Genomic DNA, 15,795 nt, shown 5'->3' with positions numbered 1-15,795 from the left:
GGGTTTGGGCTATAAAACGCCAAGACAGGTGTGGTTTGATTTTTATCGTCAAGCTGCGTAACTAAAATCTCCCAAGTTTAAGTCTACGGGATTGACGGCAGGGGTCAATCACCCTCTACCATGTCAAAGTAGGTCGACTAAAGTACATGTTGTGACAATGTCTTACATGTATTGATATATATAGCCTGTATATATTGTACGACTGAATAATTACAATGTAAATTGTAATAGAATAAAATTTAACTCGTATTTAGGCACTGTGTTTTTATAGTATTTTTACCTCTACTCAAGCCCTTATTAGAATAAAAAATATGTGTGTTCGTTGAAAATCTATTCTTATTGCATCTACTATTGTCATTTTTGAGTTTCTACGTATTGTTTCTACTACTTATTCTCTGCATATTATAAGGAGATTACTGTCCTAATCTCTGCATATTTCTGAGGAACATATGAAGCATGTTACTTATATTCATGAACATCTAAACTGGACTGAATGGCAATGGTCGGACAAAAAGCTATTGCCACTTGTTAGTCGTGTGCGGATATTACAAGGCCATTTACTAGGAAAGCTGCTAACACTAGGGTTCGATCTGAATGTTGAGGCACAATTAGATGCGGTGACCTTAGAGATTATCAAAACTTCTGAGATAGAAGGTGAGACACTAAATGATGAGCAGGTTCGTTCTTCAGTTGCGCGGCATTTAGGGCTGAATAATGCCAGTATGCCAACCAATACTCGTGAGATCGATGCAGTGGTAGAGATGATGCTAAGTGCTACCTATCATTATCAACAGCCGTTATTATTAGATGATCTACTCGGATGGCATCGAGCATTATTTCCAGATGGATATAGTGGGCTTTATGTGGGCTAGTTTTAGGTGTGCTATCTGGTGCACAAAATGAGCAGCAGCTGGTGAAATATGAACCTGATACAGTGTTAAGCAAGCTGACTGAATTAAAAGCGCTTATTTAACTCAAAGCTAGGTTTAAGCTTCAAAATATACAACAGAGCAGTAAAGCCATAAAAGTAATGACTTTTATGGCTTTTTTTAATTTTGGAGAGACCATTCTTATAGTTGCTGCGCCAAGATTAAATAGGCTATACCAGCTGATTCTCTTGTCTGTAATGGCTTGGCGTCATGCCATAGTTTTTTTTGAAGGTGCTAGAGAATGCACTGTTATCGATAAAGCCGCTTGCTAGTACGATTTGGCTAATAGGCAGCGTAGTATGTTTAAGAATATATTTGGCGTGTTCAAGGCGCAATCGCACGTAATACTGTTGCGGTGAACAACTAAAATTTTTGTTAAATATGCGCTGTAATTGTCTACTTGATAATCTAAGATGACGGGCAATATCCTTAACGCTTAAAGGCTCTTCAAGATTGGTTTTCATCAATGCAATAGCATCTATTACATTGGTATAGCTACTGCTCAGTATTTTTGGCTTGGGCATATGCTGTACGTAAGTAGGCTCACGTATAGAGGTGATAATAAACATGTCTTGTATCTTGGAAACGATATGATGACCATGATGCTTATTGATGATATGTAAAGTCATATCCAATGCGCAAGCTCCACCTGAACAAGAATATAGCTGCGGTGCTATTGTAAATATTTGGTCATTAAAAATAACACCTGGATAGCTTTCTTGGGCTACGCTGATGTTCTCCCAATGCAATGAGGCTGCTTGCTGCTCAAGTAAGCCCGCAGCAGCCAATGCTAGCGCTCCTGTACACAAACCGCCAAGTGCAATATCCCGTACTGCCAATCGCTGAATTAAGGTAATGAGCTTACTAGATTCCAAGTAATCTGTTTGGTGTCCTCCGCATACAAATACCAAGTCGCAGGTTAATAAGTAGTCGAGTGGTGCAGTATGACTTAACTTAATACCGTTACTACTACTGGTTTTATTGTCATCGAACCCTGCCACCACCCACGAGTATAAGAGTTGCTCGCTCACATAATTCGCCATTCGAAGTGGCTCAATGATATTGCTGAACGCGAGCATGGTAAAGCCATTGATCAGTAGAAACCCAATACGCCTAGGCTTGTCTATCATCTTTTCCGTTATCTGAGTCATTTTTTGTCGCCTTCAGAACATACCTAAAATTCTGGCTAATGTTAAGTTGTTTGTCTATATGTCCGATTATAAACATAAAATGTCGCTTATGAAAAAATACCTTATTAATTTTACCTCTATTATCGAACGTGTTCTCAGTTAATTATTACCTACTTTGGAGACGTTCCATGTCAGCACTAAAAGACCTTACTAGCACGTTATCTTCTACAGATTTTTCTCGAAAATCGATGAATTCATTAAACCTAACCTCTTTAGATGGCTCATTAGATAATCTGCATCTCCCAAGTCTAATCGAAATTAAAAACGGCCAGAAAGTGCAACCGACTTTTAGTCATCAAGAATATGCAAATCGTCATGAGAAACTTCGTGAGTATTTAGATAATCATGGCATTGTGGCGGCGCTTTTCACCTCGATACATAACATCAATTACTACTCTGACTTTATATATTGCTCTTTTGGGCGACCTTATGGACTAGTCGTTACTTCAAAAGAAGTTGTGTCAATCTCTGCCAATATCGATGGTGGACAGCCTTGGCGGCGTACTGTGGGCGACAATAATATTGTTTACACTGATTGGCAGCGTGATAACTATTTCAAAGCCATTGCTCAACAAATTCCTCATCACGGACGTGTAGGTATTGAGTTTGATCATTTACCAATGGATCGCTTTGCTAAGCTCAAAGCTATCTTACCCAATATAGAGTTTGTTGATATTAGCCTAGCATGTATGACCATGAGAATGGTTAAGTCCTCTGAAGAGATAGCGCTAATAACAAAGGGTGCTCAGGTCTGTGATATTGGTGGAGCTGCATTGGTACAGGCTGTTTATGATGGCGTGCCCGAATACGAAGTTGCCTTGGCATCTACACAAGCGATGGTGAAGGCTATTGGTGAGCAGTTTGGTCAAGTGGAACTCATGGATACATGGACATGGTTTCAGTCAGGTATTAATACGGATGGTGCCCACAATCCAGTGACCAATCGTCTTGTCCAATCGGGTGATATATTGAGTCTTAACTGTTTTTCTATGATAGCAGGCTACTATACCGCGCTTGAACGCACATTGTTCTTGGATAAATGTGATGCAGATTCACTACGCTACTGGCAGATAAATTGTGAAGTACATGAAGCAGGTCTTGAGCTTATCAAACCTGGCGTGCGCTGCTGCGATATCGCACATGAGCTGAATAAAATTTATGCAAAATACGACTTATTAGAAAAACGCAGCTTTGGTTATGGCCATTCTTTTGGTGTGCTCAGCCATTATTATGGACGCGAGGCAGGACTTGAGCTACGTGAAGATATTGAAACAGTGCTTGAGCCAGGTATGGTCATCTCTATGGAGCCGATGATTATGATTCCAGAGGGCATGCCGGGTGCTGGCGGTTATCGAGAGCATGACATTTTAGTCATCAATGAGACGGGCGCTGATAATATCACAGGCTTTAAGTACGGCCCTGAGCATAATATTATCGGTCGTTAATGTAGGGGGGTGTCATCAATAAATACTGTCTATATCGAGTGGGCTACCATGAATAATTTTCTTATTTTAAGCTCACCAACATAGATGATGATGCGCCTCGCACGATGCAATTATTTTCACATTTTACTTATTAAGGAAATAACATTATGGACCTGTTTCTTAACAGCTGGACGTTATTTTGGTTCTTGACCATTAATGTACTGACGCTATTACTGGCAGTGAGTTATTTCTTCGTAGAGCGTCATAACAAGTAATGTAGTAAACGATACGAGGAATCGACATGTTTATTAATTGGATGATATTGTTAGCAGCAATTGCGCTTCTCATTGTATTGGCTAGTAAAGCGTCAAAAGTCATGTCAGCAGATGAGGAAAGTGGTTTTTTAGTAGCCGGTCGCTCATTAGGGCCTTTTGTTATGGCAGGTACTGTCGTGGCGACTGGGTTTAGTGGTTGGGGCTTTATGGGTTCACCTGGTGCCGCATACCAATACGGGACGATTGAGCTTTTAGGTAATTTCTTTTTTGCACCAGCCATGGTCGTCGCCGTACTATTCTTTGCGGTCTATTTGCGTAATAGAGCCATGAAGATGGGTAGTAGTACCATTCCTGAATTTATCGTTAACTTGCACTGTAATGATCGAAATTCAATATCTGCTCGCACTTTGCGTATTGTCACGTCTTTGGGCATGATTATATTTTTGACCGTATTTTTGACGGCTCAGATTAGAGCGCTTGGTATGTTAGGTAGTAGCTGGCTCGGTATTTCACCTCTTCTGGCTTCTGCGCTTTTATTGGTAATTATTACTATTTATACCATGGCAGGCGGATTGCTCGCCGTTGCTTGGACCGATACTTTTATGGTGATTGGGATGGCCACTGCTGCCATTTATATAGTGGTTCAAGTGTTCACTGACATTCCGTTAGCAGATATGATGACGCAGCTGAATGCGATAGATCCAAACCTTGTCAATCCAGAAAATTCTAACCCATATGGTAATGCCAAAGCTTCTGTTTTTCTAGTATTTGTCTATGCGCTTATCTTTAGTACTGCATTGCCCTATATGTCAGTACGTTTTTTGGCGATGAAATCTAATATCAGTATTGCCAAAACAGGCTTTTATACGGCCATTCTAGGGTGTATTTTGAGTTTGGTGCCTATCGTTGGCTTATATGTTCGTATCAAAAACCCCGGTCTGATCAATCCCGATGAAGCAATGCCTTGGTATTTAGCCAATGCTATTCCAAGTGTAGTGGGCAGCGTGATCACTTTGTTTATTCTTTTTGCTATGAAATCTACGGCAAACTCTATCTTGCATACCTTATCAACTGCTGCCTCACATGATTTGCGTTTGGCAGTATTTGACAATAAACCTCGCACTGAGGCTGAGCTATTGAAACTGAATAGATTGTGGGTCGCTATTGTGGCTGCTATCGCCTTCATTTCTACCTTCTTCTTACCTGAAGCGATGCTTAGCTATCTAGGAATATTCTCTAGCGGTACCTTAATGGCAGCTTTATCTGGCGTGCTTTTAGTGACTATCTTTTATAAAGGCTCAACGATGGCTGCTATTGCCTCTATTATCATCGGTGCTGTTTGTAGTAGTTATCTCTTAACATCAGGTATTGTCGGCTGGGTAGAGGGACCTCTTATCGGATCAGCTGCATCAGCCATCACTTACTTGGTCGTTAGTGTGTTGGTTCCTAATAGAGTCAAAGCCATATCAGAAGAATCTGTCAGCGCTTAGATATAGATACTTATATTTATGAATACTTAACAGAGCCTAAACTAACCGCTGAGTTTATTGACTGATAGTCATAAATTCAGCGGTTTACGTATTCAGTAAGGCTGGCAAGTATGAGTTGTATAGATAAGCTAATGCTGATTAACACTCAGTTATTTTGTACCAGTTTATATTTACTCAATGATATTACGAACATTTTATGTTCAATAATAGAGGTGACTAGTCGTGGAAGTATTGAAAACCAGACCTATAGCGGTTGATGTCAAGCCATGGATTGGCACCATACAAATTGTCATGGCGGCCATATGTTGGGGCACACTTGGTATATTTTCGACTTATCTTAGTCAATTAGGTTTTAGTAGTTGGCAAATTACGATATTGCGTATCATAACGGCAGCTATTATTGCTATAACGATGTTGCCTAAGATCTGGAAACCATTAAGTAGGCTAACACTCGGTCAATGGTTTGGGCTTGGTCTACAATCCCTAATTGGCGTACTGGGTATGACGGTTTGCTACTTATTTGCAGTGCTTCATGTGGGAGCAGGCACAGCAGTCGCATTGCTCTATACGGCGCCGGTCTTTAGCTTGATATTCTCGCACCTGTTATTAGATGAGCGAATTACTTATAAAGCTGCATTATTAGCAGTTGTAGCAGTGATTGGCGTTGGTATGACTACGATGGGTGGCACTACTGAAGGGAAGTTGGGTATTGCCGTTGGGCTGCTCTCTGGCGTTTGTTACTCTTTGTATGGTGTGCTTGGTAAACGCGCCATGCATCATAAACACTCTGCACCGCTTGTCTTTTTTACGTCAATTTTGTTCAGTGGCATTGTATTATTGTTCATTCCTACCACGTATACAACTTATTATAAGCTGATACAGCTTCCCGTTATTAGCTGGATATATGTACTGGGCTTATCTTTGGTGGGTACGATTGCACCTTTTGCATTATATATGAAAGCATTAGAAAAACTACCAGCCACACGCGCGTCAGTATTTACTATCTTTGAACCTTTGACCGCAATATTTTTGGCAGTGTTGCTCCTGCATCAAATGTTATCAGGTGTTCAATATATAGGTGTTTTTTTGATTTTGCTCGTTGCTCTATTAAATGGGCTAACAAATTCGACCAATGTACAACTGCCGAGATGGTTTAGAAGACAAAAATTATCGTAATTTAGTTTTATAGACATTATTATTTATAATACAACTATCTCAAATCAGTTGCTGAGCTCTCAAAAATATTGAGTTGCGCTACGAGTTAATAGACAGTTATTGAAAGCACTCTAAATATTGAGTATATAGCTTAGAGCTCGATTCCTGTATAGCGCATCGATCACGATTGCATACTATTTTCGGGCTTGTGAAGCGCATTAGTCAATATAAGGTGAATTAAATAAATGGCTCATTTGGATATGATAGTCAGTTCAAAATAAAACTGTTTCATGATATGGGCTGTATCTCTTTTATTCTGGATTGACTATAGCCAATGTTTCAAAGGCAGCATTTTTTTGGCAATCTGTTGCTTCTAAAAAATAATTTGATATAAGAGCTACGACTCTAATGGCGGGATGGTTATCATTTCTTCTTAAAGTATGCAGCGTAGAAACTCAGCTCAGATGAAATAGGTATATTCTGGTATATTCTGGTATAAGTTACTGAAATTACTTATTATTTTATAATAATTACTTGCAATTTCTGTAGATAACAGTAGATTAAATTATATAAGATTTCAGTAAGTATGATTGGATTTCACTATTTATGAAAAAGACTTACCTAAACGATATAAAGCAAAAAGAGCTAAGTGTTCATAAAGCTAATATTGGCTACTATAAAATATTTAATCACCTTATTTTGCCTTACATGTTAAAGAGCGATATTGAATTTTGGACTCGAATTCAGTGTTCGCAAGTGTTTCAAGTAGAAAAGCAAGGTAGTAGAGGGTATTTATTCTACGACAATTGGAGTTTGTAAGATGATAGTTAATCATCTCCCAACTTTACTAGCTGAAAGAAGGCTAAAAGTAGCGGATGCCGTACGAGCAACAGGGGTAAGCAAGACGACATTACATAAGATATATAACGATCAATCATCTAGAATTGATTTTGATACTATAGATAAGCTTTGTGAGTATTTAGAAGTAGAGGTGGGGGATATTTTTGAATATGTAAAAGAGGATAAAGAGAAAAATACTCAGAAATAGGTTTTAGCTTACAGTTTAAAGTAGAGGTCAAAAAGAGGGTTTTAATTTTAATGGTTTTTAAGGGTCGGTCACGTTTTGGTCACCATTTGGTCACCATCACTTTTTTGAATGATTTAAATCTGATTGCATAATCATGACTATGAGGTGATATAAGAAAGTATTTTTCGCTACAGCCCATATATTACAGACAAAAAAAGCCCCAATCTTAAGATTGGGGCTTTTCGAATCTGGTAGGCGTAATCGGATTCGAACCAACGACCTCTACCATGTCAAGGTAGGTCGACTAAAGTACATATTGTGACAATATCTTACATACATTGATATTTAAGGCCTATAGATATTATACGATTGAATACTTACGACGTAAATTATAATCGAATAAAATTTAACTCGTATTTAGGCACTATATTTTTATAGTATTTTTACCTCTACTATATTGTTGGATTAGACCAATAATATTGAAAGCGAATCCCTAAATGATAAGTAAGTAGAGCCTTCTCATGCTTGATATTCAGAGAAAGGTGACAGGAGGGCTATCTGCTGCTTTTGAGGTTGATATAGTAATGGAGACTATTCAGTCGGTGATAGTATTAAATATCTATAGTTTGAAGACCAAAAAATAGACTATGGTCTAGCCTGTTTTCTACAGTGATGAGAGGATTAGTTACTACAAGATAATGATTTGATAGAGAAGGGCATGATGCAAAAATCTGAGGCTTCAGGACGTAATACGAGCTATGAGTTAACTCTGGAGAGGTTTTATAATGTCAAGTCTATCGTGTTAAGACAAGGTATATGAGCAGATTCCTGTTAATACGCTTGGTTTATAAAGTGCGGTTCTAAGGTTTCTTCAGCATAGCTCAAATACTTTGCTGACTAATTTTTATAGCAAGCTCAGCACTAAAAAATGGGCGACAATAACCAAGTGCTCTATAGACACTGCACTACGAGATATTAATGATTTAGTAGAGAAGGGTATGATACAAAAATTTGTAGCATCAGGGCGTAGTACGAGTTATGAGTTGGTTCTATTATAAAAATCATATTTTTCAAGTCTACTATTACAGAAAATAAATAGTCTGTTAATAGGTTTAAAAGGCTTTATAGACGGTTCCGCTGGGATATACCCAAAGCCAATAAATAATTATTCTACAATCACATTTTCAATCAGGGTCATCTCTTCGCCCACTTTAAACGTCAGGTCGTGAAAACTGGATCTGACATTTTTATTTTGGTCAGTCTCTGTTGGGTACTGACGTATGTTGATATTAACAGTATCTTGTCCATCATAGCTTATCGCAGTCAGAGTGCTGTACTTGCCTAGGAGCTGTTGATCGTATTGAGTAATATTATTGGTAATATAATCTAGCTCGAAAAATCCTAAATACAGTGAGTTGCTGGGTAGGTTTGGATTATCTAGAGTAGACAGTGTTTCATCTGACACAGCGTTACTATTGGTTAATGTATAAGGAACGATGAACTTAACAATATTTTGATTTTTTGAGCCATTTAATGCGGTGATATTTCTATAGTCCAGTGACACTGAATAATTTTTATTATCTGCTAATACACCTCTCACATACGGTTTGCTATCTTGGCTGTCATTGGCACTGACAAACTCAGTTAACGCCACTTGATTCTTGTGGTCAGGAAAAGTGATATAAAACTGTCTATCAGTTTCGATACTAAACAGTTTCTGCATGACTTCAGATGGCTCTTTCTTTAATTGACTTTCTAGTCTTGTATTAGCGTACTGGCAGCCACTTAGCGTGACTAATGTCACTAACGAGATGATTGAGCCAGATTTCAAAACATTCATGATATTTTCCTAGAATTTAGGGCTGGTGATTATGATTAATCTCTGACTCGAACTTGTAACTGACGCGGCTGATCCAAATCTCCTTGATACTCAAGACTGGTATTTTGGATTAAATAGTAGACTCGAGCGATAATGAAAGTGTCTGTAATAAGCTGCTCACTTAACCCCAGAACACGGCCAACCAATGCCATCATTAATACAAAATTTCCTTGACCTTGTTCTTGGCATTGCGTCAGTATTTGTTTATCAAAATAATCTTCACCAACAGATTTGACTTCGTTGCTCTCAAAAATTCGCAATAAGCTGTCAGGTCGCTTCGAGGACTTAACGAGCGTTTGCCATAGTTGTGCATATTGCACGCAATCTACGGGATTAATCTTTTTTTCTTGATTATGCAGGAAATCTAACATTTCAAGAGAACAGGCACCCACTCCACGTAGCATATGAGTAGAGAGGTTATAGTCGTTAATACTGATATGGTAGAGTTTATGCTCATCAATTATATGGCAACACAAATAGAGTAACGACCGTTCAGGCGCATTATCTCCATGCCATATAACCACTTTGTGGTAATGAGTAAAGTTAAAGTGACATAATTTACTGATGTCTTTAGTAATATCTATTAACCATTGATCTTCAATAGTTGCGTCAGCGAATTCTTCGAGATGCGCTATTTGTAACATATCAAATAGATAGTTGGCTCGTTGGTTTAACAATTGATGATCATTGACTTTATTACCGTCATATAAAGGGCCAATGGCCAAATAGTCATCAAAGCACAATACTTGGTTTGTACCATCAAGCTTATTTTGTTCGAAATAATGTTTTAAAGTGCCAGAAGCTGATGCGCCGTTAACAATATGAAGGGTAAGCATGACGTATGTCCTGTTTGCAAAAATGAGCATCAAAAAGAAAAGTTTAATTTTTCATCGAGCACTGTTCTTAAGCTTCTTTATCTATGATTGCTTCGCTTATTCTTTATATATTGTTTGACTGAAATAATAATTAGAGCGATCAAAATTGGATAAATAATGAATATATCTACTCTTATTATCGCTCCAACTTGTGTTCTAGACCATATACCTATATAAATTTCCCATACAATACAAAAGACTATGGCGATTATCGTTGCCATTTGCACTTTGGTAATTTTTTTCACAGGTTTTCTCTCTTATTTACTCTCAAGATAGGTTGAAAATGCAGAAGTATGTGCAAATATTTTAGATTGCTCATCCCATCTCCAGTATTTTCGCGTTTCTTCAGTATCGCCTGTTGGGGTCGGAATTACCCATACTGACGTTAAAATATTGCTTTCCTGTTCAAATGTAACATATGTGCCATTACCACCCCATTCTTTATCTTCTGGTAAAGGGTAAACCATACCATTTCGGCTATCCACCATCGCACCACTGACACAACCTGAACCACAGCCCCATGTTATTACTACGTAATGGCTTGCAAAATTTACGTCCTGTTTCGCATACTCCTTACTAATTACAGTTCTATAACGTTTTGCAATTGGATGACTGTCGAAATTTATATTCGATTTTTCGATAGCTATTGGTTTAGCTTTTACCAGCGCCGTCTCTTCAAGTACAGTATCAATAGCGGTAGTATGCATAAGATCCGTATTTGTACAAGCAGTTATGGATACAGTTAATGCTAAAATTAACTGTATTTCAAAGTTTTTATATAGCACTTGCTTTATCCTATTATCCAGTAAACTTTTAAGAGGAGTTTAAAACTCATTAACCGTGTCAACTACAAACTGACGAGAAGCTTCCCCATCCTTCATATCATACTGAATTTGGCGTGTTTTACCTTGTGGATTGGCATTGCTATCGTCTTCTAAATAGAGTGGGAAACGTCTAACCAATACATTCTCAACCAATGCAAACGCATCGTGCCCCATATAACCTTGTTTGAGTGTATCAGTCAGCTCTGGATAAGAGACTTCACTCCATGACAGCCCTTTATTACTCGAATAAGCAACCACGTCACCATATGAGCCACTACCCACGCTTTGGGTGAACACCAGAATTTCAGGATATCCATCGCCATTCATATCACCCACATCAGCACTAACAACAGGATCGCTAATTGGTCGCTCGATAATGTCTTCGCCCATTGGCTGGATTTTTAAGACATAACCACCATTGCCGTCAGAGGTACTGGTCACTTGAGTAGAAAAATCACCATAGTTGAGTGAGGTAGCGTATTGCGAGTTATCCACTTGTCGAGTATCCAGCGTATCGTTTAATTTTTGATATACGCCACCAAGCGTTGCACCGCCGCTACAATAAAAAGCTGTTTTTTGTAGATAGGCTTCTTCACCTTCAATGGATAAGCTATTGTCATTAAAGCGCAAATAAACGGGGTTATTATCTACCCAAAACTGATACCGTCCATCATGAGCTTTATGAAGTACGGTGTCTAATGTACAAGTAGGTTTCTTTTTGTCTATGCGAGAACGAATAGACACACTAATAGCATCTTGACCAGCATCACGTACGCTGATCGCAAACCAGTCATAACCCTCGTTACGCTTTGTATAGCCATCTGTGACGTAATCGCCCGTTATATTGTTAGTATACTTATCGGTTGAGGTTGTCGTCGGTAGGTCGTTTTGTAAAACCGTTGTTGTCTCAAGGCCCTGTGTATTAGTGTTCTGGCACGCAGTCAGACTTAATAACAGCACGCTTGGCAGTAACGTTTTTCTCATCATAATTTTTATTCCTTCAGAAGATCGTTATATGGGCCATTCATAATAAATTTATGACAGCCCACATCATTTAGCAATTTAAAAAACCATTATCCATTCTTGGCGTGGAATATTGGTTTTTACCCATTTCTCTCGATGGGGTCTAAGTCAGGGCACTAGGATAGAGGAGTTCAAAGCCTGTGACCGTGTCTATTCGGTAACCTTACCACTCTATAGTAAGCGTAATTTTACCCACTGCTTTACCTGATTCAAGGTGGTCATGCGCGCGCGCTACCTCCCAAATAGAGTAGTTACTATCATCTATGATAGGCGTGATTTTGCCACTATCGACCAGCTCTGCAATCATTTTCAGGATACGACCGTGCGATTCATGGTTGACGCCATGAAATAATGGGATGAGCACTAAAACACCGTGAAAGGATAAGGCTTTGAGAGCAACTTGCAATGGATCAGCAATCGGTAAAATAGTGGCGACATGGCCATTGAATCTAACTGCTTGAAAAGATTTTCGTATATTATCACCAGCTACTGTATCAAAAACTTTGTCAAAACCCACGCTGTCAGTATACGTCGCCACATAGTCATCAACCTCCGCTGTTGTATAATCCACTAGATGATCCGCGCCTAGTGTTTGTGCTAGTGCACGATTAGCAGGAGAGTAGGTAGCAGTGACTGTCGCGCCAAGTACTTTTGCTAGCTGAACGGCAATATGACCAACGCCCCCTGTTGCACCATGAATCAGGACATTATCGCCTTCTTTGACATTCATCTTTTGTACGAGTGCTTCATAAGAAGTGAGTGCGACCAACGGCAAGGCTGCAGCTTGCTTCATACTGAGTGTTTTAGGTTTTTTAGCCATTAAACGCACATCAACTAACATGAATTCAGCAAGTGCACCATCAATACCGTTGAGGCCACCAGCCATACCATAAACTTCGTCACCAACACTAAATTCAGTGACGTCGGCACCTATCTCGCTCACAATACCAGCTACATCACCGTGTAGTATCTCTGGCAAATTCTCCGACTAAGGCAGCTCGACTGAGCGCAGCACGGTATCAATAGGGTTCACACTAGTGGCTTTCACTTCCACAACCATATGACCTAGTGTTGCCGTTGGTTTTGGTTTTTCTTCCAATTGAAAAACTGCAGTTGTACCGATTTCTTTAATGATCATCGCTTTCATGTTATTACCCTTTACTGGTGTGAATGTCTTATTGTTTGTTTCAGGACAATAAGTTTAGACGTTGCTAATCCAGCAAACCATTACCCAGTAAACAAATTACTTTTGCTTTTTGAGCAAGCCATGGTTACAGTTAAATGGAATACCTATCAACTTAATAGAGGAGTGGCAATGAGCTCAATAAATCGACTGGCATACTTCAATAGTGTTGTCGAAACCGGTAGCATTTCAGAGGCCAGCCGCATCTTTGATGTACAGCCGTCTTCCATTTCACGGCAGTTAGCAGTGCTTGAAAAGGAGTTGGGCGTACGTCTGCTCAATAAAACGACCAGAAACACCAGTTTGACTGAAGCGGGGCACAAATATTACGAATACTCTCAGCGAATTGTGTCAGAGTTTGATAATGCCAAAAGAGCCGTTAATGACCTGCAAATAATGCCACAGGGTAAGCTGAAAATCAGCATGACAGTCGGTTTTGGTGAAAGCATGGTATTACCGTTAATACCGAAATTTATGTCGTTATATCCAGATATTGATATAAAAATTGAGTTAACAGAGCGGGTTGTGGATCTTATAGAAGAAAATATTGACGTAGCTATTCGAAGTGGACGCTTATCTGATTCGACCATGATTGACAGACGCTTGGTATTTAATGATTTTCTACTGTGTGCAAGCCCCCAATATTTAAAAAATAATGGCACGCCTCGTAGGATTGACGATCTAGCTGATCACCAATGTATCCGATATGGTTATAACGGTTGGAAAGAGTGGTTTTTGATAGCAGAAGATCGTAAAAAGTTGATTATTAATAGTCAGGTTTCAGTGAACTCAGTGAATGGTCAGAAGCAGCTGGTATTGAATCATACAGGTCTGACGCTAATACCACTGTGGGCTGTTAAAGATGAATTGGCGAAAGGGTCATTAGTTCAAGTCATGCCAGATCATGTTTTTAGTCCCTATGAAGAACTGAGTGCTACTTACGCTATTTATTTAAAGCGAGATATGGTTTCACCAAAAACACGTGTTTTTTTAGATTTTCTAGTAGAACAGATGATAGTGATTTGAGTTTGGATCTACAGCTTGATCTCACAAGTTTTTATAGTCAACGACAGATAAATTCACTTTCATGAATATTGATAATTTTAAAGACCGAGTATGAATAGTTTATGAAAAAATAGGAGCGCGCCCAATCCGCGTATTATTTCATATACGATATAGGCCTAGGCACTCATGACTTGATGAATGCTTCTAAATTTAAAATGACTTATTATGCTTAAATATGAGCCTATGGAGCTTTTATGACGTCTAAATTATTTGTTAGTGGCTCAATTATGCTGGCCCTTGCTGCACTGTCTGGACTGATGGAAAGCTTGTTTTACGGTGACATTGGTTCTGATGGCGTGCTTCAAGAAAGCCTGTTTTTACCTCTGACTTTTATTTTTTTAGCCTTAGCACTAATCCTTTATTGCTTATCACTAATCATGCAGGCGAAAACAAGCGTGACCGGTACTCAAATGAACTAAACACTTACTCCACAACCACATTAATTGTTCCCAAGAGATCAATTATGATAAATGGATTTGATGCAGAAAACTTACTTCGCAAGATACGTATATATTGAAAACATTAGGATGCTTTTTTCAAATAGTCTAACCAGAGGTATCTAAAGAGTTCATCAAAGCAGTCACCACTAAGTTGTTTACATTTTTGAGTGAAAAGACCACCTCATCATAATCTGAAGGTAGCTCCGCAATGGCTACCTTCACAAAACCACCTTTTCTGATCGCGCTTTCGCTCCATGCAAATCCGACACCTAAGTTCTGGTAAACCGCATCGTAAACACTTTCTTGGGTGTTTACGATATAGGTAGGGGTTATCTCTAAATTAATTTTTGCTAGTGCCTCATTTATAAGTTTTTGAGTGGTAGAGCCGTGCGTGCGGAATATAACGGTTTCGGTCGCTAATTCAGTTAAGCTTATAGATTCTCTTGATGCAAAAGCATGGTTCGGTGAGCACAAAGCAACAAGCCTTTGGGTAGCACATTTCTTAAACTGTAACTTGTCACTTTTTGGAACATTTGCAAGAATACCAACATCTACCTGACCGTTAACCACTCTACTAAACGTTTCATGGAAATTACCAAAATAGATTTCAGTCTGTAGCTTGGGATAGCGCTTACTAAACTGCCTAATAATTTCAGTGCCCGGCAGCGGGCTGCATAGACCCACCTTCAATATAGCTGATTCAAAAACTTTACTCCTTTGAATCAGCTGATCTAGTTCATCTTCAACTGCTTGCACTTTACTCGTTAACGTTCCAAGCTCTAAGCAGTAATCTGTTGGCACAAAGTGCCTGCCACGCTGCATAAATAGCTTAAACCCAAGATTGTTTTCAAGCGTAGATAATGCTTGGCTAATGGCAGATTGAGACACACCCAAATGTTTAGCCGCCTGCGTGTAATTACCTTCCTCAAGCACAGAGTTTAAGATATTTAGCTGATTATAGGTGTAAGGTTTTTTCGTCATATGACCCCCGTTTTTCATATAGGTTTCAGTTGCAG

At 39.0% G+C, this 15,795-nt stretch carries 15 protein-coding genes; 7 read left to right on the top strand and 8 right to left on the bottom strand.

All coding sequences use genetic code 11. The annotated features are described in order from the left end of the window. The first annotated feature begins 449 nt into the window (after positions 1-449). Positions 450-872 carry a DUF4172 domain-containing protein gene (locus tag I3254_RS02470; protein WP_227522987.1) on the top strand — a complete coding sequence of 141 codons (423 nt, stop codon included), beginning with the start codon at positions 450-452 and terminating at the stop codon, positions 870-872. A gap of 227 nt (positions 873-1,099) precedes the next feature. On the opposite strand, the gene I3254_RS02465 is transcribed toward I3254_RS02470, so the two are convergent. Next, positions 1,100-2,080 (bottom strand): GlxA family transcriptional regulator, encoded by a 981-nt coding sequence (locus I3254_RS02465; RefSeq protein ID WP_238050901.1) that lies wholly within the window; start codon positions 2,078-2,080, stop codon positions 1,100-1,102. 227 nt (positions 2,081-2,307) lie between these two features. On the opposite strand from I3254_RS02465, the gene I3254_RS02460 reads away from it, so the two are divergent. The 4 genes from I3254_RS02460 to I3254_RS02445 all read left to right on the top strand — a co-directional run bounded on the left by I3254_RS02460 (position 2,308) and on the right by I3254_RS02445 (position 7,511). Then, on the top strand, positions 2,308-3,564 hold the full coding sequence (locus I3254_RS02460) for a M24 family metallopeptidase (protein ID WP_346015366.1): 1,257 nt from the start codon (positions 2,308-2,310) through the stop codon (positions 3,562-3,564). A 280-nt stretch (positions 3,565-3,844) separates the two neighbouring features. After that, on the top strand, positions 3,845-5,308 hold the full coding sequence (locus tag I3254_RS02455) for a sodium:solute symporter family protein (RefSeq protein ID WP_238050897.1): 1,464 nt from the start codon (positions 3,845-3,847) through the stop codon (positions 5,306-5,308). Between the two features lie 222 nt (positions 5,309-5,530). Next, positions 5,531-6,484 (top strand): EamA family transporter, encoded by a 954-nt coding sequence (locus tag I3254_RS02450; protein WP_238050895.1) that lies wholly within the window; start codon positions 5,531-5,533, stop codon positions 6,482-6,484. 799 nt (positions 6,485-7,283) lie between these two features. Beyond that, entirely contained in the window at positions 7,284-7,511 is a 228-nt protein-coding gene (locus I3254_RS02445; RefSeq protein ID WP_075107579.1) for a helix-turn-helix transcriptional regulator, read from the top strand. Positions 7,512-8,655: 1,144 nt separating this feature from the next. Here the strand turns inward: I3254_RS02445 and I3254_RS02440 are convergent. The 6 genes from I3254_RS02440 to I3254_RS02415 all read right to left on the bottom strand — a co-directional run bounded on the left by I3254_RS02440 (position 8,656) and on the right by I3254_RS02415 (position 13,238). Next, positions 8,656-9,330 (bottom strand): hypothetical protein, encoded by a 675-nt coding sequence (locus I3254_RS02440; RefSeq protein ID WP_179798462.1) that lies wholly within the window; start codon positions 9,328-9,330, stop codon positions 8,656-8,658. Between the two features lie 35 nt (positions 9,331-9,365). Next, positions 9,366-10,205 carry a DUF3658 domain-containing protein gene (locus I3254_RS02435; protein WP_179798461.1) on the bottom strand — a complete coding sequence of 280 codons (840 nt, stop codon included), beginning with the start codon at positions 10,203-10,205 and terminating at the stop codon, positions 9,366-9,368. Positions 10,206-10,501: 296 nt separating this feature from the next. Beyond that, a complete protein-coding gene (locus tag I3254_RS02430; RefSeq protein ID WP_238050893.1) occupies positions 10,502-11,029 on the bottom strand; it encodes a hypothetical protein in 528 nt (175 codons plus the stop codon). Between the two features lie 39 nt (positions 11,030-11,068). Continuing rightward, the gene (locus I3254_RS02425; RefSeq protein WP_238050892.1) at positions 11,069-12,055 is read right to left on the bottom strand and encodes a hypothetical protein; all 987 of its coding nucleotides are present in this window, start codon (positions 12,053-12,055) and stop codon (positions 11,069-11,071) included. Between the two features lie 199 nt (positions 12,056-12,254). Then, on the bottom strand, positions 12,255-13,070 hold the full coding sequence (locus I3254_RS02420; protein WP_238050890.1) for a zinc-binding dehydrogenase: 816 nt from the start codon (positions 13,068-13,070) through the stop codon (positions 12,255-12,257). 9 nt (positions 13,071-13,079) lie between these two features. After that, entirely contained in the window at positions 13,080-13,238 is a 159-nt protein-coding gene (locus I3254_RS02415) for a hypothetical protein (protein WP_238050888.1), read from the bottom strand. 168 nt (positions 13,239-13,406) lie between these two features. Between I3254_RS02415 and I3254_RS02410 the strand changes: the two genes are divergently transcribed. Further along, complete coding sequence (locus I3254_RS02410; RefSeq protein ID WP_179798457.1) at positions 13,407-14,300, top strand: LysR family transcriptional regulator; 894 nt, start codon at positions 13,407-13,409, stop codon at positions 14,298-14,300. A 233-nt stretch (positions 14,301-14,533) separates the two neighbouring features. Next, positions 14,534-14,758: a hypothetical protein gene (locus tag I3254_RS02405; protein ID WP_238050886.1), complete on the top strand. Its 225-nt coding sequence runs from the start codon at positions 14,534-14,536 to the stop codon at positions 14,756-14,758. Between the two features lie 126 nt (positions 14,759-14,884). Here the strand turns inward: I3254_RS02405 and I3254_RS02400 are convergent, their stop codons facing one another. Beyond that, the gene (locus I3254_RS02400) at positions 14,885-15,760 is read right to left on the bottom strand and encodes a LysR family transcriptional regulator (RefSeq protein ID WP_238050884.1); all 876 of its coding nucleotides are present in this window, start codon (positions 15,758-15,760) and stop codon (positions 14,885-14,887) included. Positions 15,761-15,795: the final 35 nt, after the last annotated feature.

The sequence above is a fragment of the Psychrobacter sp. Ps2 genome, assembly GCF_022129405.1.
Classification (GTDB): domain Bacteria; phylum Pseudomonadota; class Gammaproteobacteria; order Pseudomonadales; family Moraxellaceae; genus Psychrobacter.
This window is presented reverse-complemented; position numbering and strand designations above follow the sequence as displayed.

What these genes read in the sequence shown, in the direction of transcription:
- I3254_RS02470 (WP_227522987.1), top strand. Translation starts at nt 450, where the DNA reads ATGAAGCATGTTACTTATATTCATGAACATCTAAACTGGACTGAATGG.
- I3254_RS02465 (WP_238050901.1), bottom strand. Translation starts at nt 2,080, where the DNA reads ATGACTCAGATAACGGAAAAGATGATAGACAAGCCTAGGCGTATTGGG.
- I3254_RS02460 (WP_346015366.1), top strand. Translation starts at nt 2,308, where the DNA reads ATGAATTCATTAAACCTAACCTCTTTAGATGGCTCATTAGATAATCTG.
- I3254_RS02455 (WP_238050897.1), top strand. Translation starts at nt 3,845, where the DNA reads ATGTTTATTAATTGGATGATATTGTTAGCAGCAATTGCGCTTCTCATT.
- I3254_RS02445 (WP_075107579.1), top strand. Translation starts at nt 7,284, where the DNA reads ATGATAGTTAATCATCTCCCAACTTTACTAGCTGAAAGAAGGCTAAAA.
- I3254_RS02440 (WP_179798462.1), bottom strand. Translation starts at nt 9,330, where the DNA reads ATGAATGTTTTGAAATCTGGCTCAATCATCTCGTTAGTGACATTAGTC.
- I3254_RS02435 (WP_179798461.1), bottom strand. Translation starts at nt 10,205, where the DNA reads ATGCTTACCCTTCATATTGTTAACGGCGCATCAGCTTCTGGCACTTTA.
- I3254_RS02425 (WP_238050892.1), bottom strand. Translation starts at nt 12,055, where the DNA reads ATGATGAGAAAAACGTTACTGCCAAGCGTGCTGTTATTAAGTCTGACT.
- I3254_RS02415 (WP_238050888.1), bottom strand. Translation starts at nt 13,238, where the DNA reads ATGAAAGCGATGATCATTAAAGAAATCGGTACAACTGCAGTTTTTCAA.
- I3254_RS02410 (WP_179798457.1), top strand. Translation starts at nt 13,407, where the DNA reads ATGAGCTCAATAAATCGACTGGCATACTTCAATAGTGTTGTCGAAACC.
- I3254_RS02405 (WP_238050886.1), top strand. Translation starts at nt 14,534, where the DNA reads ATGACGTCTAAATTATTTGTTAGTGGCTCAATTATGCTGGCCCTTGCT.
- I3254_RS02400 (WP_238050884.1), bottom strand. Translation starts at nt 15,760, where the DNA reads ATGACGAAAAAACCTTACACCTATAATCAGCTAAATATCTTAAACTCT.